General features: G+C 46.0%; 24 protein-coding genes and 4 tRNA genes. 12 read left to right on the top strand and 16 right to left on the bottom strand.

The genetic code is table 11. The features are described 5' to 3' along the window. Positions 1-1,354 (bottom strand): LptF/LptG family permease (locus ACEW8P_RS25340; protein ID WP_373515851.1); only part of this gene is annotated, 1,354 nt, incomplete at its 3' end. Continuing rightward, a complete protein-coding gene (locus tag ACEW8P_RS25335) occupies positions 1,354-1,755 on the bottom strand; it encodes an START-like domain-containing protein (protein WP_373515850.1) in 402 nt (133 codons plus the stop codon). The genes ACEW8P_RS25335 and ACEW8P_RS25340, both read right to left, overlap by 1 nt. Positions 1,756-1,907: 152 nt before the next feature. On the opposite strand from ACEW8P_RS25335, the gene ACEW8P_RS25330 reads away from it, so the two are divergent. Next, a tRNA-Met gene (locus tag ACEW8P_RS25330) sits at positions 1,908-1,981 on the top strand. A 184-nt stretch (positions 1,982-2,165) separates the two neighbouring features. Here the strand turns inward: ACEW8P_RS25330 and holA are convergent. Continuing rightward, positions 2,166-3,185, bottom strand: coding sequence for a DNA polymerase III subunit delta (holA, locus tag ACEW8P_RS25325; RefSeq protein WP_373515849.1), 1,020 nt, complete (start codon positions 3,183-3,185; stop codon positions 2,166-2,168). 33 nt (positions 3,186-3,218) lie between these two features. Continuing rightward, a complete protein-coding gene (locus tag ACEW8P_RS25320; protein WP_373515848.1) occupies positions 3,219-3,827 on the bottom strand; it encodes an ACP phosphodiesterase in 609 nt (202 codons plus the stop codon). Positions 3,828-3,938: 111 nt separating this feature from the next. Here ACEW8P_RS25320 and ACEW8P_RS25315 point away from each other — a divergent pair, with 111 nt between their 5' ends. Next, on the top strand, positions 3,939-4,454 hold the full coding sequence (locus ACEW8P_RS25315; RefSeq protein ID WP_373515847.1) for a peptidylprolyl isomerase: 516 nt from the start codon (positions 3,939-3,941) through the stop codon (positions 4,452-4,454). Here the strand turns inward: ACEW8P_RS25315 and ACEW8P_RS25310 are convergent. Further along, positions 4,451-4,939 carry a cytidine/deoxycytidylate deaminase family protein gene (locus ACEW8P_RS25310; protein ID WP_373515846.1) on the bottom strand — a complete coding sequence of 163 codons (489 nt, stop codon included), beginning with the start codon at positions 4,937-4,939 and terminating at the stop codon, positions 4,451-4,453. The genes ACEW8P_RS25315 and ACEW8P_RS25310 overlap by 4 nt on opposite strands. Positions 4,940-5,379: 440 nt before the next feature. On the opposite strand from ACEW8P_RS25310, the gene ACEW8P_RS25305 reads away from it, so the two are divergent. Further along, positions 5,380-6,105 carry a hypothetical protein gene (locus tag ACEW8P_RS25305; RefSeq protein WP_373515845.1) on the top strand — a complete coding sequence of 242 codons (726 nt, stop codon included), beginning with the start codon at positions 5,380-5,382 and terminating at the stop codon, positions 6,103-6,105. Here ACEW8P_RS25305 and ACEW8P_RS25300 read toward each other — a convergent pair. The 5 genes from ACEW8P_RS25300 to ACEW8P_RS25280 all read right to left on the bottom strand — a co-directional run bounded on the left by ACEW8P_RS25300 (position 6,102) and on the right by ACEW8P_RS25280 (position 12,472). Next, a complete protein-coding gene (locus ACEW8P_RS25300; RefSeq protein WP_373515844.1) occupies positions 6,102-7,439 on the bottom strand; it encodes an ABC1 kinase family protein in 1,338 nt (445 codons plus the stop codon). The two genes, ACEW8P_RS25305 and ACEW8P_RS25300, sit on opposite strands and share 4 nt — an antisense overlap. Beyond that, positions 7,436-8,083 (bottom strand): TetR family transcriptional regulator C-terminal domain-containing protein, encoded by a 648-nt coding sequence (locus tag ACEW8P_RS25295; RefSeq protein WP_373515843.1) that lies wholly within the window; start codon positions 8,081-8,083, stop codon positions 7,436-7,438. The genes ACEW8P_RS25300 and ACEW8P_RS25295 overlap by 4 nt, the downstream gene beginning before the upstream one ends. A 68-nt stretch (positions 8,084-8,151) precedes the next feature. Further along, complete coding sequence (locus ACEW8P_RS25290) at positions 8,152-10,203, bottom strand: ComEC/Rec2 family competence protein (RefSeq protein WP_373515842.1); 2,052 nt, start codon at positions 10,201-10,203, stop codon at positions 8,152-8,154. Positions 10,204-10,206: 3 nt separating this feature from the next. After that, positions 10,207-11,529 (bottom strand): M43 family zinc metalloprotease, encoded by a 1,323-nt coding sequence (locus tag ACEW8P_RS25285; protein ID WP_373515841.1) that lies wholly within the window; start codon positions 11,527-11,529, stop codon positions 10,207-10,209. Next, positions 11,510-12,472: a PhoH family protein gene (locus ACEW8P_RS25280; RefSeq protein WP_373515840.1), complete on the bottom strand. Its 963-nt coding sequence runs from the start codon at positions 12,470-12,472 to the stop codon at positions 11,510-11,512. The genes ACEW8P_RS25285 and ACEW8P_RS25280 overlap by 20 nt, the downstream gene beginning before the upstream one ends. A 257-nt stretch (positions 12,473-12,729) precedes the next feature. On the opposite strand from ACEW8P_RS25280, the gene dnaB reads away from it, so the two are divergent. Beyond that, positions 12,730-14,316, top strand: coding sequence for a replicative DNA helicase (gene dnaB / locus ACEW8P_RS25275; protein ID WP_373515839.1), 1,587 nt, complete (start codon positions 12,730-12,732; stop codon positions 14,314-14,316). Positions 14,317-14,397: 81 nt separating this feature from the next. Here the strand turns inward: dnaB and rlmD are convergent, their stop codons facing one another. Next, the gene (gene rlmD / locus ACEW8P_RS25270) at positions 14,398-15,798 is read right to left on the bottom strand and encodes a 23S rRNA (uracil(1939)-C(5))-methyltransferase RlmD (protein WP_373515838.1); all 1,401 of its coding nucleotides are present in this window, start codon (positions 15,796-15,798) and stop codon (positions 14,398-14,400) included. Between the two features lie 37 nt (positions 15,799-15,835). Here rlmD and ACEW8P_RS25265 point away from each other — a divergent pair, with 37 nt between their 5' ends. Then, positions 15,836-18,052 carry a gliding motility-associated C-terminal domain-containing protein gene (locus tag ACEW8P_RS25265; RefSeq protein ID WP_373515837.1) on the top strand — a complete coding sequence of 739 codons (2,217 nt, stop codon included), beginning with the start codon at positions 15,836-15,838 and terminating at the stop codon, positions 18,050-18,052. A gap of 58 nt (positions 18,053-18,110) precedes the next feature. On the opposite strand, the gene ACEW8P_RS25260 is transcribed toward ACEW8P_RS25265, so the two are convergent. Then, on the bottom strand, positions 18,111-18,575 hold the full coding sequence (locus ACEW8P_RS25260) for a CHRD domain-containing protein (RefSeq protein ID WP_373515836.1): 465 nt from the start codon (positions 18,573-18,575) through the stop codon (positions 18,111-18,113). A 137-nt stretch (positions 18,576-18,712) separates the two neighbouring features. After that, positions 18,713-19,441 (bottom strand): hypothetical protein, encoded by a 729-nt coding sequence (locus tag ACEW8P_RS25255; RefSeq protein ID WP_373515835.1) that lies wholly within the window; start codon positions 19,439-19,441, stop codon positions 18,713-18,715. A gap of 82 nt (positions 19,442-19,523) precedes the next feature. On the opposite strand from ACEW8P_RS25255, the gene ACEW8P_RS25250 reads away from it, so the two are divergent. The 3 genes from ACEW8P_RS25250 (at position 19,524) to ACEW8P_RS25240 (ending at position 19,986) form a co-directional block, all read left to right on the top strand. Then, positions 19,524-19,599: transfer RNA gene (locus ACEW8P_RS25250), tRNA-Lys, on the top strand. Between the two features lie 89 nt (positions 19,600-19,688). After that, positions 19,689-19,761, top strand: a tRNA-Lys gene (locus ACEW8P_RS25245). 138 nt (positions 19,762-19,899) lie between these two features. Next, positions 19,900-19,986 (top strand) — tRNA-Leu (locus tag ACEW8P_RS25240). A 174-nt stretch (positions 19,987-20,160) separates the two neighbouring features. Here the strand turns inward: ACEW8P_RS25240 and ACEW8P_RS25235 are convergent. Beyond that, complete coding sequence (locus tag ACEW8P_RS25235) at positions 20,161-20,772, bottom strand: deoxynucleoside kinase (protein WP_373515834.1); 612 nt, start codon at positions 20,770-20,772, stop codon at positions 20,161-20,163. Between the two features lie 215 nt (positions 20,773-20,987). Between ACEW8P_RS25235 and ACEW8P_RS25230 the strand changes: the two genes are divergently transcribed. The 3 genes from ACEW8P_RS25230 to ACEW8P_RS25220 are packed head-to-tail and all read left to right on the top strand — an operon-like array spanning position 20,988 to position 24,390. Continuing rightward, a complete protein-coding gene (locus ACEW8P_RS25230) occupies positions 20,988-21,962 on the top strand; it encodes a rhodanese-related sulfurtransferase (protein ID WP_373515833.1) in 975 nt (324 codons plus the stop codon). Then, positions 21,959-22,780, top strand: a complete 822-nt coding sequence (surE, locus tag ACEW8P_RS25225) for a 5'/3'-nucleotidase SurE (RefSeq protein WP_373515832.1) — start codon at positions 21,959-21,961, stop codon at positions 22,778-22,780. Before ACEW8P_RS25230 ends, surE begins: the two co-directional genes overlap by 4 nt. 53 nt (positions 22,781-22,833) lie before the next feature. Then, positions 22,834-24,390 (top strand): GH3 auxin-responsive promoter family protein, encoded by a 1,557-nt coding sequence (locus ACEW8P_RS25220; protein ID WP_373515831.1) that lies wholly within the window; start codon positions 22,834-22,836, stop codon positions 24,388-24,390. A 79-nt stretch (positions 24,391-24,469) separates the two neighbouring features. Here ACEW8P_RS25220 and ACEW8P_RS25215 read toward each other — a convergent pair whose 3' ends face one another. Further along, positions 24,470-25,081, bottom strand: a complete 612-nt coding sequence (locus ACEW8P_RS25215; RefSeq protein ID WP_373515830.1) for a LysE family translocator — start codon at positions 25,079-25,081, stop codon at positions 24,470-24,472. A gap of 1 nt (position 25,082) precedes the next feature. Then, positions 25,083-25,664 carry an NUDIX domain-containing protein gene (locus tag ACEW8P_RS25210; protein WP_373515829.1) on the bottom strand — a complete coding sequence of 194 codons (582 nt, stop codon included), beginning with the start codon at positions 25,662-25,664 and terminating at the stop codon, positions 25,083-25,085. A gap of 14 nt (positions 25,665-25,678) precedes the next feature. Between ACEW8P_RS25210 and ACEW8P_RS25205 the strand changes: the two genes are divergently transcribed. Then, positions 25,679-26,689 (top strand): cation diffusion facilitator family transporter, encoded by a 1,011-nt coding sequence (locus ACEW8P_RS25205; protein WP_373515828.1) that lies wholly within the window; start codon positions 25,679-25,681, stop codon positions 26,687-26,689. Positions 26,690-26,716 lie beyond the last annotated feature (27 nt).

Genomic DNA, 26,716 nt, shown 5'->3' with positions numbered 1-26,716 from the left:
TGGCTAACCAAGCCCCGACCGCCACGTCGAGTAGTCCTTCCTTTACAAATTTGTCGCCTTGAATGGTGAGGACATATAATAGAATAAAGAAGATGATGGAAACCAACACTGGTACACCGAAGCCACCCTTCTTGATGATGGCCCCCAAGGGGGCGCCAATCAGAAACATGACAAAACAGGAAAATGCCTGGGTGTATTTGTGAAGTTTTTCAAGTTCGTATTCGTTACCCGATTTGCGTTTACTGTCGAGGTACTCGGCGTTGGAAGAGGCGAAACTCTGTACGCTGGTCGCCGCGCTCTTGGCATTGGCGAGAATAATGTTCTTCACGCTGTCAGTCATAGCCACGCTGAGCAGTGAGTCTACCCACTTACCCTTTTTGGGCTTTGTGCCATAGGAGTCGTTATTTTTAAACTTATAGGAGAAATATTGCTGGCTGTTTGGTACCAGATTATCCTGCGCTCGCTTAAAGTCGCGCCGGAGCGAATCGGTCGTCTGGGTGAGGTCGTCGATATTCTTCATAAACTGATGGTACTTGAACATATCTTCGTCCGTCCGCTTCATGCCGAACGATTCCATGCTCACTACCATCTCGTACTTGTCGAAACGGCTTTCCATGAAACTCGCATTGTTATTCACAGCTCCATCCGATGTACTGAGGTAGGCCATCGAACGATCCTGCGAGGCATCCTGCATTTCCTGATAATTATTGCCGTTAAAAAGCTCAATTTTCAGGTAGCCATTATTATTGATCGTGTACATCCTTCCTGAATCGGCCAAAATTACTTGCGTGTTGCCGCGCTCGTATGATCGATTGTCGTGCTTGTAGATGATCATCCCCAACATGGTGTTAGAGTCGGGTAGTTTCTTATTTACTTTAATACTGTAACCCGGCAAATCATTATAAAAGATTCCTTCTTTTATGTTCAGCGTAGCTTTTGTAGTTTTGATGTCGTAAAGCAGACTATACCCTTTCAAATTGGCCCAAGGTACTACACGATCATTATAGAAGAAGGAGAAGATGCTGACGAAAACGGCCACGAAGAATAGCGGCATCATCACGCGCACGACCGAAATGCCGGCGCTTTTCAAAGCGGTCAATTCGAAGAATTCACCCAGGTTTCCGAATGCCATCAGCGAAGAAAGCAGCATCGCCAGCGGCAGGGCAATAGGAACCGTACTCATGGCAAAGTAAGAGAACAACCGGGAGTACTCCGACAGCCCCACGTCTTTGGACACGAATTCGTCAATATAAAAAATCACAATCCGCATCAAAAAGATGAAGACCACAACCGAAAGTGTGATGACAAAAGGCCCCCAGAAGGTTTTCAGGACCAGTTTATCGATGTTTTTCATTAGGCACCCACTAATTCTTTCAAACTATCTATCAAGCCGCCCCACAGGGATGAAAGTTCAGCCTCGTCCATGTTTTGCGAATAATCAACGACCCGCAGGTAGGTAGATTGCGTCAGGTCACTCACTTCGAGCTTCATTTCTACGTAGTTTCTCTCATCCGACTCATCAGTGGCCTCGCCATTGTCCGTAAACTCAAATCGCACCGACTTATTGAGACGATGCGAGGTGCGGTCAGCGGGGTGGCTGTCACCGTCCCATTGAAAATCGAAGCGATTGTCAGGTAGGATGGTCACTTTCTCGGCAAACCACTGTTCCAGTCCAGCGGCCGTACTTATGTATGGATAGAGCACCTTAGGCGAGGAGCGGATCTCAAATTCAGTATTAAATAAGTGCTTTTTCATAAATAAGTGTATTTAGTGCGTGAGCGGGCTTACCTTTATCGGTGTTTTCGACATCGCCCTCACAAGTATGCTTGTAATTTAAGGTTCCGATTCGAAATAAACAAAATTGTTTGCGGCATTATTATTTTCAACTTAGCTTTGCACCTCAATTCGGCGGGGTAGCTCAGATGGTTAGAGCGCAGGATTCATAACCCTGAGGTCGGCAGTTCGATTCTGCTCCCCGCTACTTAATGAGAAGGCGAACCAGCAATGGTTCGCTTTTTTTGTTTAATCGTGTAATTGTTGAACTGTGTAATTGATGTTTGTTCATGTACAGGCGCGATAAAACACCGCTGGGAGACTTGGTGCTTCTACAATTAAACAACTGAACATCAATTACACGATTAAACAATTCAACAATTACACAATCTTCAATGGATTATCTCAAACACCAACTGCCTCAACAGCTCCCCGTCGTCTATGCTGCCCGAGCCTACCCCTTTCATCTGAGCATCGGCATTTCGGATGTAGTGTATAACATTGACGACCTTACCAATTGGATAACTCCGGGCAGCTTGAGTGTAATCCTTTACAAAGAAAGGGTTTACGCCCAGAAGTGAGGCCAGGCCGCCGTCGGAGCGGTCGGTAGCAGAGTGGGTTAAGAGTACTTTGGTGAAAAACGAGTACAGAATAATGAGTACCGGAGCCAATGGATTGTCTTTGGGATTGGACGCAAAGTGCGTCGCGATGTTATTTGCCTTGAAAACGTCGCGCTGCCCCAATGCCTTTTGAAATTCAAATACATTGTATTCCTTACTAATGCCGACAAATTTCTCGATCGCATCGGCGTTGATGCCTTCACCTGCTTTCAGGTTGATCGATACTTTGTGCAGCTCACTCACCATTCGCTTCAGGTCATTGCCGATGTTGCTGACCAACATTTGTTCGGCTTTAGGGCTGATCTTCAAGCCTTGCGCATGACAATAATTCCTTACCCAGTCGGGTAGTTTGTTGTCGTACAAACGCTTAGAGTGTACCACCGCCCCGTGCTTCGCGCAAGCTTTCACAAAGGTTTTACGCTCGTCGCCTTTGTCGTGGTAACAGAGTACCAATACTGTGCTAGATAAAGGATTTAACGCATACTCTTCCAGCCGCTGCTGCTGGTCTTTGTCTTTAATCCCAGTAAGATGGTGGGCATCCTTTACCCAAACTAGCTGTCGCTCCGCCATAAACGGATACCGTTTGGCATAGCCCAACGCCCCAGCCAAATCGGAATCTTTACCGTATATCACAAATTGGTTAAAGCCCTTCTCAGCCTCGGGAACAACTCGCTTTTCCAGTTCCTCGGCGAGTAGATCAATATAATATGGTTCGTCCCCGTACAGAAAATAGACGGGCTTGTATTGTTTTGCTCGAATTTCTTTAAGAACTGCTTCTGGGGCCTGAGCCATCTTGATATAGGTTGAAAATTGAAAATGAACAGCTCACTGAATTATAGATGCATCCTCTATAAAATTTTCGCAGGCAGATATCAGCTTTGGATAAAATTCCAGGAATGCTTGTTCGTAAATTTCCTGATTTTCTTGAAGTTCAACTTCGGCTCCTTTAATGGCTGCCAAGAAAGCGAAGCGGCGGGATAGTCCGTCGAATGACCTTTTGATACCGGTAATTTCTCTGTAATTGAAAAGCCAGTCATGGCGAATCATAGCCTCGGCGATAGGGATCATAGCAGCGGGAACTAAGTCTTTATTCCTAGTAACTACATCATAGGATTGGTTTACGAAGCGGGCGAGGTCTTCTTTGTAATATTTGGAAAAATGATTGGCTAAAAAGTAATCAAAGTATATGTCCAGCGCCACGCCAGCTACTTTGGGGTGCTTTTTTGCCAATTTCTTTTTTGCTTTCAAAACGATCGAATTTTTATCGGTAAAATCGTCGATAAAACGGTGCAATTTGATTCCCACCAAAAAATCTGCAGACCAAGACTCCGCTCTCAATTGGGTAAGTTGACCTTTTATAAAATCTCCGACATAGTTACCCATCAACACCCCCTCCCGCTCTCCCGATAAAGCTACGTGCGCCAAAAAATTCATTAGCGAAAAGTTTGTGTGGTTAAATTCCCGTAGATTTGTTGTCAGCTTATTTACTGTGCCAGCGAAATGAACCTTGTGCACTTCTAACCACCAATTTCTCAAAATTACCGAATGAATATCGAAAAAAATAAAGTCGTTAGTCTTACTTATAACCTCAGCCTGCCCGATGCAGACGATGAAATGTCGGTGGTCGAGATCGTGAACGCCGAGGATCCTCTCGTATTTATCTTCGGTATGAGTGGCTTACCCGAGAAATTTGAAGATCAGCTAAACGGCTTATCCGAGGGAGACGCTTTCGATTTCACGATTGACCCCGAAGAAGGCTACGGCGACTACGATGACGATGCAGTGGTCGAACTGGCTAAGTCTCTTTTCGAGATGGAAGGCGTAGAGCAAGAAGAAATGTTGCAACCCGGCAATATAATCCCTATGACCAATGAGGAAGGCGATACCCTCCAAGGCATGGTCATCGATGTGGACGACGAAAAGGTAAAAATGGACTTTAACCACCCGCTGGCAGGAAAGTCTATGCGGTTTGAGGGTAAAGTACTCAACATCCGCGAAGCTACCGAGTCGGAGTTGGAGCATGGGCATGTGCATGGCGCCGAAGGGGAGGAAGAGCATTAAAGCACCGCTCCGCCCGCCCCGCCTCCGTATTGCTCCACTTCTACGCCGAAGGTTTTGAGGAATTCGGCCCCTTCTTCGACTCCGATCCCTTTGTAGGCAGCGTAAGAATCCATGAAAATGACTTTGCTGATTTTCATGGTGTAGATAACCCGAGCGCAGGAAATGCAGGGAGCAAGCGTGACGTACAACGTCGATCCTTCGATTTTGGAGCCATTTTTTACGGCATAGAGAATGGCATTCTGCTCAGCGTGAAGGGCCAGGGAGCAGCTTCCTTTCGAGTCGCGGGGGCAACCCGTGAGCGGAAACTCCTCGTCGCAGTTGTGCGTTTCAGCGGGCGGACCGTTGTAGCCTATGGAGATAATCCGCGTGTCTCTTGCCAGCACGGCCCCCACCTGCGCCTTGATGCAGTGCGACCTTTTCGCTAAATTTATGGCTAATTCCATATAGATATCATCAAAATTCGGCTTGGGGTTCGTTATAGGCATAGTCGTTTTTTCGCTCGTGTATGGTCATGCAAATTAGACAAAGGTTTTTCAACCGCCCAAATATCCCGTTTTCCAAGACCAACCTCTGGGTTATCTTCTCTCCTACCGTGCTTGTGTTTTTTTTGTTGATCAGACCAGCTTTGGTACTTGGTCAGAATCTGGAATTCAAGAAAGATAAAATTTCTCTAAAGTTCGGAAAATCGTTCTATTTGCTTGATGTCTCAGACAAGCGCGCAAGTAAGCCTAATCAGCTGGGGAATATCTTTTTGTCGGGTAAATCTGTCCCGTTAACTCTAAAACAACCTCTCGACCAAGCGCTTTTCGAGCATTGGAACTACTCGTTAAAATTAAAGGAAGATGAGAGTTTGCCCCTGGAAGTTCAGTTGGATGAAGTTTCGATAGATGAGCGCAAAGTTGGACCCAACAAAATTGCGGGCGAGATGAAAGTACGCCTCATATTTCGTTGGACTCGTAATAAGATGCCCCTTTTCCTAACGACTTATTCTTCCGGTGCCACCTACACACGTCCCGAGGCACCTTACGACCACGAGGCACTGCTACGGAAATTATTGGATGGGGGAATCCAGCAGTTCGACCAATGGTATGGACAAAACGATAAGAAAAACCCTCTGCTGGCGCGGGGTTTCAAGCTGTTGCTGAAAGACTTGGTACCAGCTGACCAGATGGATACCGTCTTTTACCAGCCCGAAAAAAAATTGACCTGGTACGACTTTCAAGGCAAAACCAACCGGCCAGGCAGTAAATACGCGGCGGCGGTTTTTTCGAGTATGTCTTATGAGGGGAATTCTATGATTGTCGATAACTACCTGCAGGCAAATATTTCACTCAAAGTGTTTATGGTCAGGAGTATGTCATGGGGTCGGGCCGAGGCTCGTAATAACTACACCCTGGCGCACGAGCAAACTCATTTCGACATTACCCGCATTATCGCCGAGCGTTTCAAGGAGCGCCTAAAAAAAATGGATTTGACCATCGAGGATTACGACGCTCAAATCCAATACGAGTTCCTGGAAGCTTTCCGCGAGATGAACGCCGAGCAGGAAAAATACGATGGTGAAACCCGCCACGGGTTGAATACAGAGGCGCAGGTCCGGTGGACGCAGAAAGTACAGGAAGAGATTGCGAGAATCTATCAGATCAACTAATCAAGAGCTGGCTGCCGTATTTTCTTGCTAACCAACCAAACAGGCTTGTGCGTAATTACCTTGGCTTTTAGCTCATTGAGCATCGAGTACAAACCAAAATACGTGCGATTGATGTACAATCCGTGTTGTGAACCACGCGCAACCTTCGAATTTTTGAGCTCCTCAATCTTGGCTAGTTCATCGGCAAAAGCATAGACGGAATCAAAGTAAGTTTCGTCGCCAAAGTCAAACTCGTCCACGGCAAAGGGCTTGCCGAGTAGTCCGATCATGGTCTTAAATAGGTCAGAAAACAGCTTCTTGTCAGCGGATGTATCGGATTTTACCAAAAATTCCAGGTTGTAAAAAATTTCTTCTGTCCGGGGTTCATCTTCCACCGTGTCAGGGTTGATAAGGGCGAAGTAGTTGTCGTAGAAGAAATCGGGGATCACCTTCACACAGCCAAAGTCGATTACACCCATGGTACCATCCGAAAGCATCAGAAAATTGCCGGGATGCGGGTCGGCGTGAACCTGCCGTAATTGGTGAACCTGAAAATCGTAAAAATCCCATAGCGACTGTCCTATCTTGTTCTTAGTCTCTTGCGTGGGATTAGTCAGCAAAAAATCCTTCATGTGCTGTCCATCCAGCCAGTCCATCGTCAGGATGCGACTGGCAGAAAGTTCGGGATAGTACTTTGGGAAAATAATATTCGAAATATGGGCGCAGGCTTCTGATATTTCAACCGAACGCTTCAGTTCTAAATCGTAATCTGTTTCTTCCAGTAGTTTGGACTCGACCTCACCCATGTAACGTTCAATGTCGTTTTCATTCAATCCGAAAAGTCGCACCGCCATCGGCTTCACCATTTTCAGGTCAGAACTGATGCTGTTGGCCACACCGGGATACTGAATCTTGACGGCCAGTTTCTTACCATCCTTAGTCGCCAAATGTACTTGTCCGATGGAAGCCGCATTTAATGCCGACATCTCGAAGGTATCGAAAAGCTCGCCAGGCGTTTTGCCAAAATAATTTTTGAACGTCTTGACCACAAGCGGCCCCGATAGCGGAGGTGCGGAGTACTGCGACATTTGGAAGCGATCCACGTAGGCACGGGGTAGCACGTTGCGATCCATACTCAGCATCTGAGCTACTTTTAGCGCTGAACCCTTCAACTCACTGAGCGAATCATAAATATCAGTGGCATTGTCAGAGTGAAGCTCTTCCTTCGTAGTACTGGAATCAACCAACTTTTTGACGTTGTACTTCAAGTAATTACCGCCGATCTTGACACCAGTTTTGACAAACTTGGAGGCACGGGCTACCTTGGAGGTAGGAATGGATTGTTGCTCTTTCACGGCTTACGGTTTTGGTATACGAATTTGGCATAGTCAAGTACCGAGTCCACAACCGACTTGCCCATCAGGTCGAAGGAGGTATTTACCGATTTCTCGATGGCGGTGTCGGTGCTTTCAAAGCCTCGACTCAAGTCTTTTACCCAAAAGTCAAGAATGTAGAGCAACTGCATCCAAAGGCCGTCCACGTAACGATCAGAAATGACGGGTCGGGTCACAACTTCGCGGCTTTCGCGCCCCTCCATCAGAAGTTCGGTAGCGAAATTGTAAAAGCCATTTCTAAACGGCTGTAGCGGTCCGACGTATCGGGTTACCGGCTGCCGCAGCTTTTCGTAACTGTATACGACGTAACTGCGGTCTTTTTTCAGTATCTCGATCCAGGTATAATAAAAGGCAAGTAGTTTTTCACGTACCGAATACTGGTCGTAGGCTGCATCGGCATTGAGCGAAAGCAGCGTCTGTCGCAGATAATCGATCCAGGCGTCGGACTCAATTGCCTCGAAACTATTGTAGTATTCGTAGAACTCCGTCTCGGGCATTTTCAATTTCTTAGCAAAAATATAGACCGAGGGAGGCGGAGTACCTTTTTCCAGAACGTACTCTTTGTACGCCTTTTGGATTTTTTCTGTTTTATCGTCTTTTTCCATATACTATCAACAACCTTTGTACGCGTAAAAGGTTTTATGTTTTCGGATTAAATGAACGGCGGTTTTCATCAAAACTCTATTGCTCCGTTTTCGGCCAGATCGGTGATTGGACTACGGGCTTCGCCAAGCAGCTTTTTCCACTGGTTTTTGGTTTTGAAGCCCAACTCTTGAGTCAGGATAAAAGTAGTGTTTGGAGTAGTTACCAGCTTTTCAGTGTTTGGGTATTGCCTGGCCCGAATGATTGAGAAATTACTATTCCCTGAAAAAACCTGCGAGTCGATTCCCAGCGCCAGATTATTCCATTTGACCACAATTGGTACATTTTCCGATCTATCGGGCAAATCCAAATACTCCGTCTGTCTTATTCCCTGTGCGTTGAAGTAGTCCTTAAGGTGAAAGCCGTAGTTCAGGGTGTCGTACTTGAAGTCAGAGTCGGCAATGATGTAAGCGGTTTGTCCCTGAGTAGCTGACAACACTGTGTGCCGGGGTACGCTGTGAACGAGCATTTGTGGCGCGGTAAAATTATTTAGCGTTCGCGCGATGGAGTAGGAAGAAAAGACCAGCGAACAGATAGTAACGACTTTCAGCCAAGCCATTTCTCTCTCCTTGAACAGTTTATAGACAAAAAGCATGAACGCTAACAAGGCAATGACTTCCATAAGGTCAAAATTCAGATTCCCCAATAGGTAGTTCGGCATCCGCTGCGGGATTTCGACGAAAGTATTCAATGTATGCGCCACACCATCCGTCCAGTAGGCAACAAGATCAGTAAGCGGCTGCCAATGGAAAATACTGACGAAAAGTAAAGCCACCGCGCTATAAATAAGAAGTGTAGTGAGTCCGATAACGAACGGATTGATCAGCCAGAAATAAGTCGGAAACTGGTGGAAATAATAAACGCTGAGCGGAAATGTGAACACTTGTGCTGAAAGGCTCACGAGCGTGATTTGCCACAGCCAGCGGAAGAGCAGTGCATCTGTCTGATAGTTGTTTTTGAAAAGCGGATAGAACAAAATAATTCCCAGTACGGCCGCGTAGGATAATTGGAATCCCACCGAAAACAAAGCCATTGGGTCAAACAATAGAATGAGGAAGGCCGAAATTGCCAGTGTGTTTATTCCATGATGCTGACGAGTGAAGGCCTGAGAGATTGCAAACGTCACGCACATGATCGACGCTCGCACGACCGAAGGCGAAAGCCCAGTAATTATAGCGTAAGCACTCAGTAGACCAATAATCAAAGCAAGATAAAGCCATTTACCCCACTGGTTTTTTTTCAAACCTTTTAAAATGAAGGAAATCAGTAGGAAGAATACGCCCACGTGCAAACCAGACACGGCAAGCACGTGGATCGCTCCGGCGGTAATGTATGAATTGAGTAGGTCAGCACCCAAATCATCTCGCCTCCCTAGTACCATCGCCTTCAACAGACCATAGGAGGTTGGCGTATTGAGTTGGGTTTTAAAGACAGAATCTGCTTTTTGCGAAATCGCAGTAGCCCAGTGGGTAGAGGCTAAGTCTTTGGAAGGAAGTACCTTGAAAGAGTTCTCCGGCAGAAACGCTGTCCAGGCAACCCCCTTGCGCTCGAGGTACTTGCGGTAATTGAATTCATTGGGGTTCAATGGGATGGCTGGCCTTTTAGGTAGGTACCCTTTGACCATTATTTGATCACCTGCTTTGGGCAAAACCTCCGCCGAATCGGGAAGAGAAACCAAAAGTCTCGAGGTTTTTTCTTGCCATCCGTCGTTGGAATGAGTACTAATCAGTTCCGCTTCATATCGGATAAAGGCTTTTCGCTTTTGACCCAGAGAATTGATTCTCAGCAAGTAGCTATCATATTCTATGCCATCTAAAGCCACTACTTCCGCCTTAAATTCTTTTTTCTTACGGTCGGTCACATAGGCACCAAGACAAATTAGGGCGATTATCAACAGAACTGGACTCGCCTTGGTTGTACGTCTCGCCAAATTCACCCCACCCAAAAGTAACAGTGACCCGATTAGTAAAATGAGCGACAGATTAGGGACGTTCGTCCCAAATTCGTCGCTCAGAAAATCAATAGTTAAAATGCCCGCAACTAACGGGAGGATAAATCTCAGAAATGGCTGAGTGGCAAACATCGATTATCTGACCATAAACCGCTTAGTTACTGTTTCCTGATCGGTATCTACTCTAAGGAAATATATGCCGGGAGGGATCAGACTCACATCGAGTTGTACCCTGCGACTAAAAACATTACGGAAACTGCCAGCATCGATAACACGTCCGTACAAGTCAAGGATCGTGTAGCTAAAATTCTGAAAATCAAGAAATCGCACATTGATATTCATTTCTTCATCAACCGGATTTGGAAAAATCTCGACAGTCAGATTATTGGCGGACTCTAGTCGGCCTTCTTTTCCAAATTCCACCATCCGGGCGCGACGCGGACTAAGCGCAAGTACAGCACGCATTCGGCCTACCTGGTCTTTCGTAAATATGTTCATGCAGGAATCGGGAGAGTAGTCGAGGTAGTTTTCAATCATGTTACGAGTGCGGACGCCAATGCAGGTCGAGAATTTTTCCAGGCAAACCGTCGTGCGGTTAGGACCTTCAGTAGGTGGGGTGTCGGGGCAGTAATCGGTGCCGCATTCCCTGTCCCCCCAGGTATGAATCAGGCCCAACCAGTGAGCTACTTCATGGGTGGTGGTACGTCCCAAATTGTAAATGCGACTGGAAATAGCTCCTATTTTCTTTCCAAAGTAGCGGTAGTCTATGATGACTCCGTCCGTTAAATCGTTGGGGTCGTTGGCGGTGTCCAGCCCCAGGACTTTATCAGTAGCTGGAAATTGAGCTAACCCCAGGTAGCTGTTGGTCAGGCGGCAAGTCCATATATTGAGGTACTTGTCGGAGGGCCAGTAGGCTATATTGGCCAACAGGAGATCATCGGAGAAAGGGTTGAAACTTGTTTTTGTGGTGTAGCGGTGGCGGGTGATACCCGTGGTAAATCTTCCGTCGGGGTCGTAATCCGCCAGATAAAACTGAATCATTGCTGAGGCTCCAACCGGATTGTCATTATATCCCAGCGTATTGGGCATTCGGTTGTAATCCTCGTTCAGCACTTCAATTTGGGAGCGAATCTGCTCATCCGAAATGTTCGGATTATTCAGCCCCCCAATCGAACCCTCGTTTTGATCGTGAATCACGTGAACGACCACCGGAATGCGGATAATTTCGTCGGCGGAGGTACGGAGGTTTTTGTGTTCATCGACATATTCCTGAATCAGACGCTCCATCTTAATGCGTTTGTTCATCCATTCAGGATTTCGCCGGGCTTTTAACTGGTCACGTTCCGCGCTGGCGCAGCGCTTCAAGTCTGTCTCCGGCATTTGGGCAAAAACGCCCGCCATTGCCACAAAATATAATAGTAGGGCAACTAATGTTGCCCTACTGTTCGTGTTTTTCATAAGCGGACAAAATGTCTTTCACCAAGCGGTGACGTACAACGTCGGTGCCATCCAACTCCACAAAGGCAATGCCCTTAATTCCTTCCAGCACTCGAAGTGACTCGATCAGGCCCGATTTGTGATTTCTGGGCAAATCCACCTGCGACTTGTCGCCAGTGATAATGGCCTTAGAACTCGGCCCCATGCGGGTTAGGAACATTTTCATTTGCATGGGTGTGGTATTTTGGGCTTCATCCAGCAAAATAAAAGCATTATTCAGCGTTCTTCCTCGCATGTAGGCGAGCGGGGCAATCTCCACAATTCTATTGTCTTGGTAGAATTTTAGTTTCTCAGGTGCAATCATATCGTCGAGCGCATCATAAATGGGGCGTAAGTACGGGTCGATTTTTTCGGTAAGGTCACCGGGCAAAAAGCCAAGGTTCTCCCCAGCTTCTACGGCAGGACGGGTAATGATGATTTTCTTAACCTCCCGGTTTTTTAGAGCCCTCACTGCCATAGCCACGGCGGTGTAGGTTTTGCCCGTTCCGGCGGGTCCCACCGCAAATACCAGATCATGAGTGTTAGCTGCCTCAACCAATTTCTTTTGATTGGGGGTTTTAGCTTTCACCACCACGCCCTTATTGCCATAAATAATGACATCAGGATCGTCGTTTTCCTTGGAATTTTTTGATGGTTTGGTACTTATGCTCAAATGACCGTTGAGGTAGCGCACCACGTTGTCGTTGGTGACACGACCATACTTCTGGTAATGAGCCAGCAGGGAATCGAGTACGTCGGTAATCTTTACGATCTCGGGGGCCGTGCCCTGAATCCTGATTTCGTTGCCCCGTGAAAGAATTTTGCTTTGGGGAAAAGCCGCCGCCACCTCACGGATATTAGCATTATGGACGCCCAGAAAATCAACGAGCGACACATCGTCAAGGGTTATTATTTTTTCTACCAAATGGCTTGAAATTAAGTGGATAAATTAATTTAGGAGAAAATGTAGGGATAAAATCACTAAATGCCGAAAGTTGTTCCCCCGATTTTCCTTAAAAATTGAAATTTATCAACGTTAAATAAATATCGCTAGTTCAACTGCTTCATTATCAAGCGAGGATCTTGGTCATTAAAAAAATACTTAACACTCTCTCTTTTCATCCTGCTCGGCAATTCGTAATATTGTATTCGCCTATGGACAACGATCGCCCATTCAATTTCATGAAAAACCAGGGCAATTCTGCCCCCCCCGCCACCCGGCGCACCAACCGATTATTGGGGGGAGATCAGGGCAATGCTGGGATGGGTAAACTCCCCCCTCAGGCGACGGATATGGAAGAGGCAGTGTTGGGGGCGCTGATGATTGAGAAGGATGCGCTTTCTACTGTTGCGGACATTCTGAGACCCGATAGTTTTTACAAGGAGTCTCACCAGCGCATCTACAGTGCGATTATAAACCTGTTCGTCAATTCCGAACCCATCGATCTGCTTACTGTCACTTCCAAATTAAGGAGTACGGGTGAACTGGATCTGATAGGCGGAGCGGCGTTCATTACCGAACTCACTTCCAAAGTCAATTCGGCGGCCAACATTGAGTACCACGCCCGGATAATTTCCCAAGCCGCCATCAAGCGCGAACTGATCGCTATTTCTTCCGAAATTCAGAAGGAAGCATTTGAAGACACAACTGACGTTTTTAAACTACTTGATAAAACCGAACAAGCTCTGTTCCAGATTTCGGAATCGAACATCAAGAAAAACTACGCCGACATGGGTGCCCTCATGCGGCAGGCGTTAGAGGAACTCGACCAGAAGAAGAACAATCAGGACGGTCTGACAGGCGTTCCTTCCGGCTTTACTGCCCTTGATCGCCTTACTTCTGGCTGGCAGAAAACGGAATTGACTATTCTTGCTGCCAGGCCCGGCATGGGAAAAACTGCATTTATTGTTTCAGCACTCAGAAACGCCGCTGTTGAATTTCAAAAACCTGTCGCTATTTTCTCGTTGGAAATGTCGTCGGTCCAATTGGTCAATCGCTTGATTTCTGCCGAGGCTGAAATAGATAGTGAGAAAATAAGGAAAGGAAATCTTGCGCCACACGAATGGGCTCAGATTCACCACCGCATAAGCGGTTTGACTAATGCTCCGATTTACATCGACGACACCCCTGCCCTTTCTATATTGGAACTGCGGGCCAAATGCCGCCGACTGAAAGCTCAACACGATATCGAAATGATTGTGATCGACTACCTGCAATTAATGACGGGAGACACCAGCGGCAAGGCGGGTGGTAACCGGGAACAGGAAATTGCTTCGATCTCGCGATCACTTAAAAATCTAGCGAAGGAATTGGATGTTCCGGTGATTGCCCTTTCCCAGCTGAGTCGAGCAGTCGAGACCAGAGGTGGTGAAAAGCGTCCACAGCTTTCCGACCTGAGAGAATCTGGTTCGATCGAGCAGGATGCCGATATGGTACTTTTCCTTTACCGGCCTGAGTATTACGGTATAACGGCTGATGATTCTGGAAATTCCGTAGCAGGAATCGGAGAAGTAATTGTAGCCAAAAACCGGGGCGGCTCTCTGGAAACGGTACAGCTTCGTTTCATTGGAAAGTACACTAAGTTCACGGATGTAGATTCCTTTTACGCGCCCTCCCCTGTCGCCGCCGACCGTCCACTGCCTCCTGCATCGACCAATCCCATTGCCTCCTTTGAGAATAACCCTGGCAATCAAACGGTATTCAAGAGCAAAGCCAATGACCGTTCTAATTTTGAATTCAAAGGCCCGAGTGAAGAACCACCGTTTTAGTTTAGGCGCTTTGGCGTAATTTATTCGCCATAAATAGCTAAACGACTAAACCTTTTTCTACGAAAAATAATTCCGTAAAAACTAGTCCCTTAACTCCAATAAAGCCACATTTTCTACATGATGCGTGTGCGGAAACATATCGACGGGTTGGGCTCTAACTACCTTATATTTTCCAGATAGTAATTCCAGGTCGCGGGCCTGAGTAGCGGTGTTACAACTAATATAGACGATTCGACTTGGTGAAGATGAGAGTATGGTAGCAATAACTGACGAATCCATACCCGCACGAGGCGGGTCAGTAATGATGACATCGGGTCGGCCTTGCTTTTTTACAAACTCTTCATTAAGTACTCGCTTCATATCACCTGCATAGAACCTGGTATTGGCAATTCCGTTCAGTTCTGAATTTTTTCGAGCATCTGCTACTGCTTCCTTAATATACTCCACCCCAATTACCTTTTTTGCATTTCTGGCCACAAAATTCGCGATGGTGCCCGTTCCGGTATAAAGATCATAAACGATTTCATGATCGCTCAGTTGAGCGTAATCGCGGGCAATTTTGTAAAGCTCGTAAGCCTGTTCAGAATTAGTTTGATAAAAAGACTTGGGTCCCACCATAAAGGTGAGGTCCTCCATCGTCTCGCGGATATATCGTTCCCCGGCGTAATGTACTGCCTCCTGATCCTGGTATGAGTCATTGCCCTTTTGGTTGATAATGTAATACAAGGACGTGATTCCAGTGAATTCCGCTTTCATAAACGCCATTACTTCTTCAATCACTTCCGGCTGTGGCTCGGCAAATTGCACAATGACCATCACGTCCCCCGAGTTCGATGTTCGTATGATAACATTTCGCATCATGCCTTCATTCGTCTTGACATTGTAAAATACGTAACCCCGATCCTCGGCGAATTGAAAGAGCGCATTTCTAATTGCATTGGATGGATCAGTTTGCAAATGGCATTTCTCCACCTGAAAGATACGGTCGAAGCATTTGGGAACGTGATAGCCAAGCGCATTTCGGGAGAATTCTTCATCGGAATTCATATCGTCGATCGTCAACCAGCGGTAGTTAGAGAAGGTGTATTCAAGCTTGTTGCGATAAAACAGTCGCGTCTTGGCAGCCACGATCGGGTAGTAATCAACACCTTTTATTTTACCGATCCTCTCAAAATGGTCTTGTACTTGTTTTTGCTTGAACTTGAGTTGCTCAGGGTAGTCAATGTGCTGCCATCGACATCCCCCACATACTTCAAAATGTTGACAATACGGGTCAGTCCTCATTTCGGACAGTGAATGAAATTTGGTTACCACAGCATGAGCTAGCTTTTTCTTTCGACGCACTACCTCAATGTCAACCACATCTCCCGGAGCTACGTGGCCGTCAATGAATATCACCCCGTCTTCCGATTTATAAATACACTTTCCTTCGGCGGCGAAATCAGTAATTGTAATATTTTCGTACCTTTTGATGGTTGGCATGAATGAAGTAGTGAATTAATAGTGGCAGGCTGTGATTATGAGGAAATATCTACTTGCGTTGGCGTTAATCGTCACTTCTTTTTTCGATGCTAGTGCCTCTCACATCGTGGGCGGCGAGCTGGTTTTCAAATCCTTGAAAGGAAGTGGGGCATCCTCTCATCGCATTGGGCTAAACCTGTACTTCGATGAAATCAACGGAATTCCTCAGGCCGAGGACCTGACGGTTAATCTCTACATTTTCCGTAAATCGGACAATGAACGTATCGGATCGGTTCAGGCTCCAAAAGTAGGGCGAAAAAACATAACCTACGCCAATCCACAGTGCGGGACGTCTGGCTTGCGAACGTTATTTATCTCCTACGCAGTCGATGTCTTGCTGAATCCGCGTGATTACAGCGATCCCGGCGGCTACTACATAGTGTGGGATCGTTGTTGCCGAAATCGCGTAATCGACAACATCCGAACGCCCGGTGATGTAGGTAGTTTGTTCCAAATATTTTTCCCGCCTTTGGTCAAGAATAACAATCAGTTCCTGGACTCCTCCCCGGAATTCAGCGAGATACAAGGCGACTACGCCTGTCTCAATGCTGACTACTACCTGGATTTCAACGCCAACGACGCCGACGGCGATAGCCTGGTGTACTCGCTCACCACTCCCGTTACTGGGTTCAGCAACCGGGCGGTGCCCAACCCGCAGGCGCTTGGGTCGAGCAACTACCCGGTCGTGTCTTGGGTGGATGGCATCTCGCTGACCAACATGATTCCCGGTTCCCGACCACTACGAGTCGATAGCCAAACGGGCCGCTTATCTTTCACTGCCAATAAGCTGGGACTTTACGTTTTCTCAGTAACGGTAAGTGAATACCGTAATGGTGAAAAGATCGGTTCTGTTACCCGAGATTTCCAGATCAAAGTCATCGACTGTTTCGAGGCGTTGCCTCCAAAGATTTTGGCTTTGGAAAACAGCCGCAAGCAATCGCTAAATAACAATAGCATTATACGACTAGCCCGCACTGATTCGGCCTGCTTCACTATTCAGGTAACAGATCCCAATTTCAACCAACTTATCAGAATCAAAGGACGGGCTGCGAATAGCCAGCGGAAGGATTTCTACATTCTTCCCGCCGAATTTCGTACCAGAAAGAGCAACGACACCCTTACTTTCCAATTCTGTTTGGAAGATTGTTTTGAAACTGAGGACAATAGACCTATCAAGATTGAACTGATTGCCGAAGATGAAAGCTGCCCGGTTCCTCTGACTGATACTTTGACTATTTTCATATATCGAGAGAAGGCTGCTAACAGCCCGCCCGTGGTCAGTACTTCATTGACGAACGTTTATATCAACGCTGTTCCTGATCAATTGCTGTCCTTTGATGTGCTTGGTTTAGACACTGATCCCGACAGCATTTTGCTTTCAGCGCAGGGAAAGGGTTTCGAGTTGACAAAGTATGGTTTCGTGTTCCCGCCCAAAGCGGGACGCGGTTCAGTCTTGCAAAAATTTTCATGGAAGCCCCCTTGCACTCTCAATGTGTCTGACACCTTAGCCGTAGAATTCAGATTGACAGACTTACGCTGCGAAGCGAACGCCCAAACGGACATAATCACAGTCTATTTTGTGGTACAGAACCCGGTAAACAACCCACCCAGAGTTCGCACCACTTCCATCAGCGACACCATTTCGGTCACATTGGACACTGCAGATCCTGTCTCCGTACTATTTGACGTGATCGCCAACGATTTGGACACCACACAGCTATCACTCTTTGGGCTGGGCCGTGGCTTTTCCCTTGGCGAGATGCAAATGGACTTTCTGGATAAGCTGGGAGCTAGGGAGATTTCCAGTTCATTCGCTTGGATACCCGATTGTGGAATGCTGGGCGGAAAATCGGAGAGACTCTTTGCCATTGACTTCATAAGCGAAGACAAAAGTTGCCTGGCGGCACGTGATACCGCCACAGTTTACCTGTTGATCAAGGATGTGGCCTCTGACGCTGTATTAAATCTGCCCAACGTCCTCACACCTAATCAGGATGGTAAGAATGACTGCTTTCTGGCCAGTGACTTACCTCCTGACAATTGCATCCAGCGTTTTGAAGAAATGGCTATTTACAACCGTTGGGGAAACCGAGTCTTTCTCAGCCGCGACCGCAGCCAGAATTGGTGCCCAACCGAAGTTCCATCGGGTACCTATTTTTACCAAATCAGGTATTCGTCCGCTTCTTACAAGGGGACAATTAGCCTAATAAAATAGCGGCCAATCATAAGTTTGGTCGCTATTTTACTAGAAAATATGGGATACCGAAATCAAATCATGGCTCGTTGATGAGCACGGGCTTGATTTGTCCCCGAATTTCACCTGCAGGGTATTCCTTGGAGTGGAGATTGATGTACATATTGCCCAAACGAAGAAGCGTTTCCTGCTCGTTGTCGAGCGTTACTGTACCCGTTATTGGTGAAGTCGCAACGCTGGCGAAAGGAAACACTACCGGGCCAGCTTCCCAGGCGGGCTGGGCTTTGTGGATATGACCGACGGTAGGAGTCAATCCCTGGTAGGTAATATTATAAGTTAGCACTCGGGTAGTCTTGTTATATTCAAGAGCAGCCGATCCTTGTGCAGAAGATGTGGTTCGGGGAATAGTGTTCTGACTGTTAATAGTTGCCTGGTACTTTATGACATCATCCTGATCAGGCCCTTCGATCTTACAAGACTGAAAACCTGTCATCATGGCGGCAACCATTACTAGTGCGGTAAATTTTCTCAATGGCTTTTGCATAAAATTAATTAGTTGAAATAAGCGGAAATGTATTTTGTAACACTTTCAAAATCATGCCAGCAAATTTTTTCTTATGATATTTGCTGGTTTGATGACGCACAAATTTAGAATAAAAACCTCAAACAAAATACGAGAATCTAAATAATCCAGATGTCGCTATCTCGGACAAATACGATCTTCTCATTCCAAATCACTCTCTTCCAACGATCCCTGTTCCCGATTACTGTCAGCCGATGGCCTTGTCGCAAGATTTCAACTACAGGAGCCGCCGCTGAGGGAAAGGTGCGAATATGGACTAATTGATTCTTTATAACGCCCGACCTGTAATTGGCTGGAACGTTCAGGAGTGCAAACAATGCTAAAAGGTAGGCAACGGTGGTCCATTTGTGTCGGTTTTGAATTCTTTCATGCCTACTAACTTTGATGACCATTACCACAACCACATATATTCCCAGAGTAAGCAGTAAGATTGGGATATAACCGCCATAGCGACGGTAGAAAATCAAAAAATAGCTAAAGTCATTGAATTCATATCCCTTCAAGTTGTGCTGGTCAGCCATATGCTTCATCTTTTCAAGAAGAGCAACGGTTGGTTTTTTCTGAGCCAGAACACTAAGGTAGTACAAACTGCGGGCCGGATCATTTTCATTTTCAGCCAAAAATGAAAGCCTCGACAACAGACCAGGGTTAAATTTATTATTCTTTTGAAAAGTCAATTGATATAGGCGATTTGCCTCTTGGTACTTACCGATAGAAAACAGAGAATCAGCCCTGTGCAACGCTGGCGAAGCCCCTAAAACCCAACACTGACTAACCAAAATGGTCAACCCAATCAGCAGAAATACGATGTAATTTTTACGCAGCATTTGCATTATAAAGGCAAGAACTCTAATTTTGCATCGCAATTACGGGAAAGGTAGGCTCCTCTCCAACAAATTGTTCGATTCTGATTCTGTAGCTCAGCTGGTAGAGCAATACACTTTTAATGTATGGGTCCTGGGTTCGAGCCCCAGCGGGATCACCAAGTAAGCAAAATACTTTTTTAAATATCACAATTCTGTTGCTCGGCTGAAGTTCGACGCACTATAGAGCAACAGAATTTTAAGAAAATCTGATTCTGTAGCTCAGCTGGTAGAGCAATACACTTTTAATGTATGGGTCCTGGGTTCGAGCCCCAGCGGGATCACGAATACTACTAACAATTATCATGGGTCGGTTAGTAGAGCAACACACTTTTAATGCATGGATCCTGAACGGTCGGCCGCTGGAGCGCCAGCCCGGAGCCGTTCAATTCCCAAAGGATCACAAATATTTGACACTTACCGTCCGGGTGGTGGAATTGGTAGACACGCTACTTTGAGGGGGTAGTGCCTTAACAGGTGTAGGGGTTCGACTCCCCTCTCGGACACCAAAAAAATGCATTTCCTAATCAGAAATGCATTTTTTTTGGTTATGATTGTCTGATAAAGCATATGATTTCAGTCATACGCCCAATTGTGCATTTTGTCTGTAAGTACAAAATGGTCAGCGTCGCTTTGTGGCTTTTAAGTACATCATCCTTTCACTTTATAATTCTAATGATACTTTAAAAGTACAACTCCCCGTCAAGTACCTCCAATATTGCCTTGAAATCATCCGGATTGTTGGCGAAATCAATCTCGTTCACATCGATCACTAATAATTTTCCGTGATCGTAGGTATCGACGAAGCGTTCATAATACCCATTCAGGTCTTTCAAGTAATTCACCGAGATATCCGATTCGAACTCCCGGCCCCGCTTTTTAATTTGTTGCACCAATTTGGGAATGTCTGCCTTAAGATAAATCATGAGATCGGGCGCGGGGATGGAGTTGATAATTGAGTCGAAAAGTAGCAGGTAGCATTCATAATCGCGACTCGTCATAATCTTCGAGTCGAAGAGATTGCGCGCAAAAATATGGGCATCCTCATAGATTGTTCTATCCTGAATGACGGTAGAGTAGGTCAACGATCGAATTTTCTGTACTTGGGCAAATCGGCTGTTAAGAAAATATATCTGCAGGTTAAAGGCCCAGCGCTCCATATCCTTGTAAAAATCAGCCAGGTAGGGGTTTCCCTCTACCGCCTCATAAAGCACGCCCCAACCATAATGGTCGCCTAGCATTCGAGTGAGCGTAGTTTTTCCCGCTCCAATGTTTCCAGTTATTGCGATATGCACTTATTGTAGGGATATTTTTTGTGAAAAAATGCTACTCCATTGTTAAACCGCTATGGCATGTACGTTGCAAGGTACATCATTGAGGCACTTCTAGAAGTACAAATATAGCATGTCTGAAAAGATTAACGCCCGAAAAGTGTCCGTTAGTCATTCTGATAAATGGCCTTCCAAACTGAGGTTCGTATCTTTGCGGATTGAAAAAAAAATTTTAGAAAATGAAAGACTATCGCGTAATCCTGTATTACATCTATGTCGATATAGACGATCCCGATGCATGCCGGGACGAGCAGCACTTATTTTGTCTGGAAAATGATCTATTGGGGCGAATCATTGTTGCGCCAGAGGGGCTGAACGGCACAGTTTCTGGGTTAGCTGCCGATTGCGAGGCCTACATGGGGTACTTACGAAATGACCCGCGGTTTGAAAAAACTCAGTTCAAAATTGAGCATTATGAGGGACACGCCTTCAAAAAACTACACGTTCGGGTAAAAAATGAAATCGTCAATTCCAGTTTACCTGTCAATCCAAACTTGCGTACCGGTACACATTTGGAACCGAGTGAATTCAAACAAATGCTGGACGACCCAGAGGTAGTGTTGGTGGATATGCGTTCAAATTATGAGCATAGCGTAGGCCGTTTCAAGGGGGCCATCAGCTTTGATATGGAGAACCTGCGGGAGTTGCCTGATCATGTAGCAGAAATTGAACATTTACGGGATAAGAAGATAATCACCTACTGCACGGGCGGTATCAAGTGCGAGAAGGCGAGCGCATATCTTTTGGAACGGGGTTTCGAAAACGTTTATCAATTGCACGGCGGCATCATACGTTACGGCCTCGAAGTAGGGGGTGAGAATTTCGATGGTAAATGCTATGTATTCGATAACCGTGTCGCGGTGGAAGTTAATCGCGTGAATCCCGAAGTTATAGCTACCTGCTATGTCTGCGCAACGGCATGCGATCGGATGGTCAACTGCGCCAACCCCGAGTGTAATTTGCATGTGCCAATCTGCAAGGAGTGCGGAGAGAAGTTGGAAGGTGCCTGTTCGCCTGCCTGTCAAGAGCATCCGGCCAAGCGCATTTATGATGGCACCGGAAACTACGCCACTAAAAGTAATCACTACAACCCAGTTCAGGGGTTTAGAAGTATCAAAAAGCAAGAAATTAAGCAACAAACCATCCACGAATGAATATTGAGAAGGAACATCTGAATGGAATAAAAAAACCACTGATTCTGGTGACCAATGATGACGGTATAACATCGTTAGGTATACGAACACTGGTAGAATTGATGCAAACTTTGGGGGAAGTTGTCGTTGTGGCGCCTAACAGTCCACAGTCAGGAATGGGTCATGCAATCACTATTGGAGAGCCATTAAGGCTATATTCTACTGAATTGTTTACCGAGGTAGACGAATACGAATGCTCTGGAACTCCCGCCGATTGTGTGAAATTGGCAAAGCATTACGTGCTTAAAGATCGGTCGCCCGATTTGGTAGTCAGTGGCATCAATCACGGAAGTAATAGCTCAATTAGCGTACTTTATTCTGGCACAATGTCGGCGGCGATCGAGGCGGCAATAGAGGGTATCCCTGCCATCGGCTTCTCACTCTGCGATTATCGGGATAAAGCCACTTTCGATCACGTGAAAGAGTTCGTTCTATCCATCACCAAAGCAGCCTTGGAAAACGGCATTCCAAAAGGCGTAGCTCTCAATGTAAACTTTCCGGCGGAATCAGAACAGCCCATTCAGGGCGTGAAAGTATGTAGACAAGCCAATGCAAAGTGGCAGGAAAAATTTGATTATCGCAAAGATCCCTACGGCAGAGGCTACCTGTGGATGGCAGGTGACTTCGTCAATTTCGATCATGACAAAGAAGATACCGACGAGTGGGCATTGTCTCAAAACTACGTGTCGGTAGTGCCGTGTCAGTACGATCTTACAGCTTACCAAGCATTTGATCAGATGGCCACCTGGTCGCTCAATCCGATTTCTATCGAACAGTAGCAGAGACCTATTCTCTGCATTTTCAGATTTTTAAAATAATATTATTCAAAGATATGGCCCTCATCGGTAGTTTATTGAAAAGGGGAATTCGGGTAGGCAATTTGGTAACGTCCCGCCGGAAAATCAATCCTTTTAAACAACAAAAAAGAACACTCTCCAAACTGCTCTCCAAAGCGCGTTACACTAAGTTTGGAGAAAAGTACAATTTTGAGGAAATACTGAGCAGTTCGCTTTTTAATGATTCGGGCGATTTCTACGAAAAGTACAAGAGTGCCGTACCTGTCTACGATTACAACAAAATCTACAACGAGTGGTGGCATCAACTTCTTAAAGGTGAGAAAGATGTTACCTGGCCAGGGCAGGTCAAATATTTCGCTTTGAGCTCGGGGACTTCGGAAGCTTCCACCAAGCACATCCCGGTGACAAACGCCATGTCGAGAGCTATGCAGCGGGCCAGCATAAGACAAATCCTCAGCCTGGGTCGTTATAAAAACTTACCCGATAAACTTTATGAGAAGGGTTTCCTGATGCTGGGCGGTAGTACGGATTTGAGTCGAAAAGACAACCATTACGAAGGCGATCTAAGCGGAATCAACGCCAGCCAAATTCCCTTCTGGTTCAAACCTTACTATAAACCTGGCGGTAAAATAGCGGCGGAAAAAAACTGGGAACTTAAACTGGAAGAAATTACGCAGCAAGCTAAGGATTGGGATATTGGGTTTATCGTGGGCGTACCTGCTTGGATTCAGTTATTGATGGAAAGAATAATTGAGAGGTACAATCTGAAAAACATCCACGAAATCTGGCCCAATCTGCTGGTGTTTGGGCACGGTGGTGTAGCTTTCGAGCCTTACAAGAAAGGTTTCGAGCGCCTTTTAGGTAAGCCATTGATCTATATAGATACGTACTTAGCTTCGGAAGGCTTTTTAGCATATCAGCCTCGGCCCAGTGCCACTGGTATGCAGCTGGTAATGGATAATGGTATCTTCTTTGAATTCGTACCGTTTAACGATGTCAATTTTAGTACCGAGGGCGAAATAAAGGAAAATCCTGAAACGCTGATGGTACATGAGGTCGAAGAAGGTAAAGAATACGCATTGCTTATTTCAACATGCGCTGGTGCCTGGCGGTACTTGATTGGCGACACGGTTAAGTTTGTGGACAAAGCCAACGCCGAGATAGTCATCACTGGACGGACTAAACACTACCTCAGCCTCTGCGGAGAACACTTATCTGTGGATAATATGAATAAAGCCGTTGACTTAGTCTCTAACGAATTAGGCATCACTATAAAAGAATTCACGGTGGCGGGCGTGTCGCACGAATCGCTTTTTGCTCATCACTGGTTCATCGGCACCGATCAAAAGGTAGATTCCTCGGAGATCAGAAGGCTGATCGACGCTAAGTTAAGCGACGTAAACGATGACTACGCCGTAGAGCGTAAACATGCCCTGAAAGACGTTTTCGTCACTATGTTGCCCAACGAGGCGTTTTATGGCTGGATGGAAACTAAAGGAAAAATGGGCGGCCAGCACAAATTCCCTCGTGTACTTAAGAAAAACCTGATTGGGGATTGGGAGACTTTTTTGAAGATGAAAGGGTACGTGTGATGCCCAATCAACCTTAGACTACGCAAAGAATGCAAAATTCTTCAAAGACCTCTGCCCAAATACCCAGCGTTCTTTTTGGTTAAACAAATACAGAGTACACTATCTGACAGGCAATTCCGATGAATACCACTCCTGTCACCTGATTAAAAATCTTCACCGCTCTGGGGGTGAAGATTTTTTTTAGTCGGTGGGCCGAGAGAGCGATGACCGATTCTGTAAAAAATATAGCCAATAGGCTCATGGCAAAAAACAGACCTACTTGATTGAGATCATAGTGAAGCGTTGAACGGACATAGGTAGCTATGGTGACCCAGCTAATGAAGTTTATGGGATTTAGCCCGTTCAGCAGAAATCCCGTGGAGAAGTAGAATATAAAGTTGCCGAATTTCGATTTAGGGTAGGCAATTTGGGGCTGATTTCTGACTAAATTATTAATTCCCAATATCAAGAGAAATACCGCGCCTGCTCCGGCCATCCATTTCTCAAAACCTTCTATATGAGGCAATAGGGTTGTACCGAAGATGGCAAAAAAAACAAAGATCGCATCACATACTACCACCCCAAAGGCGATTTTTACCCCACTTCGGTAGCCGTTATCCACACTGTTCTGCACCAAGGAGAAAAACACGGTGCCGAAGGTGAGACAAAGCAAAATGCCAGTAACCAAACCGTATAAACCCGCTGCCAGCATGTCAGATGCCTTTGATTCGGGCGACCATCAAAATGCCACAAACAGAAAGCGAGTCGGTAATTTCGGAGCGCATGACCATATCCACAGCTTCGACTAGCGATACCTTCTTTACTATCAGATCCTCGGTGTCCTCCGGTTCTGTTTCGTGCTGACTGAGTCCTTCGGCGGTATATAAAAAGCCTTCCTCATCCGTCGCAGAATTCGATGTATGAATACGCGCTATTTTTATCCACTTTTCAGCTTTCAGGCCAGTTTCTTCTTTAAGTTCTCGCTTGGCCGCATCCATTGGGTCTTCGTCTAACGGACCACCACCTTCAGGGATTTCCCAAGAATACTCATCCAAAGTGTACCGGAATTGACCAACTAGGTAGATGTTATTTTCCTTATCCAGCGGTATTATGCCGATGGCTTTGTTCCTGAAACTTACTAATCCGTAGATGCCGGGCTTTCCCGCCGGGTTGATAACATCGCGGTGATGCAATTGGAGCCAGGGATTTTCGTACACTACCTCGTCAGATAGCGTTTTCCAATTATTTTCGTGGGACATGGAAATATTATTCTTGATACCTTTGGGAGAATTCATTTGTGCCTTTGAGAATGCAAATAAACCAAAATAAGCGCAAGATTCGCCTGATTCTGCTCTCTTTCGTAATGAGCATCATCTTGTCAGGTATAAAATTTCTCGCTTATTACCTAACCGACTCCAACGCTGTTCTGAGTGATGCTCTGGAATCAATAATCAATGTATTTGCCAGCGGTTTTGCTTTATATAGCATTCGGCTTTCTGCCCTGCCCAAGGACAGCAATCATCCCTATGGCCACGGTAAAATCGAATTCTTTTCCGCCGGGTTCGAAGGGGCGTTGATCGTCATCGCGTCTGTTGTCATATGTGTGGGTGCTGTGCAAGGACTACTGGAACCCACATCTCTCGACAATCTTTCACTTGGCTCTGGATTGATCTTTATTACAATCATTATTAACGGAGCCATTGGTTATCTACTCGTACGGGAGGGCCACACCCTTAATTCCATTACGTTAACAGCTGACGGCCGTCATTTGCTGACCGACAGTGTAAGCAGTATTTTGCTACTACTTAGTGTCACATTGGTTATTCTTACAGGTTTCGAATGGATTGATAGCGTAGCCTCATTGATTTTTGGAGTTCTGATTGCCTATAACGGATACCAACTCGTTCGCAAATCAGTTGCTGGATTGATGGACGAAAGTGACCAGGGATTACTCGAACAAGTGGTAGATGCGATCAGGAAACGCAAAAAAGATTACTGGGTGGACGTCCATAACTTACGCGTGCAACAATACGGCGCTGATTTGCATATAGATACGCACCTGACACTACCTTATTATTGGTCTTTACAGCAGTCGCACGATGCAGTGCGAGAATTTGAGAATGTGTTGAAAAATAGCCATCCGGGTGAAACTGAGATTTTTGTTCACGCCGACCCTTGTTTGCCCGAATGCTGCTACTTTTGTCGATTGAGGGATTGTACCGTGAGAAGTCACGATTTTCAGCAGGATATTAATTGGGATGTCGTTAATTTGGCTAAAAATCAAAAACTGTTTACTGAAGCAAAAATTAGGCGAAGTTGAAACTGCCCCTCCCTCCTGCTTGTCTGA

The sequence above is a fragment of the Persicitalea sp. genome (genome assembly GCF_041751555.1).
GTDB lineage: Bacteria > Bacteroidota > Bacteroidia > Cytophagales > Spirosomataceae > Persicitalea.
Note: the sequence above shows the minus strand (reverse complement) of the source record. Positions and strands in the feature narration are given on the sequence as shown.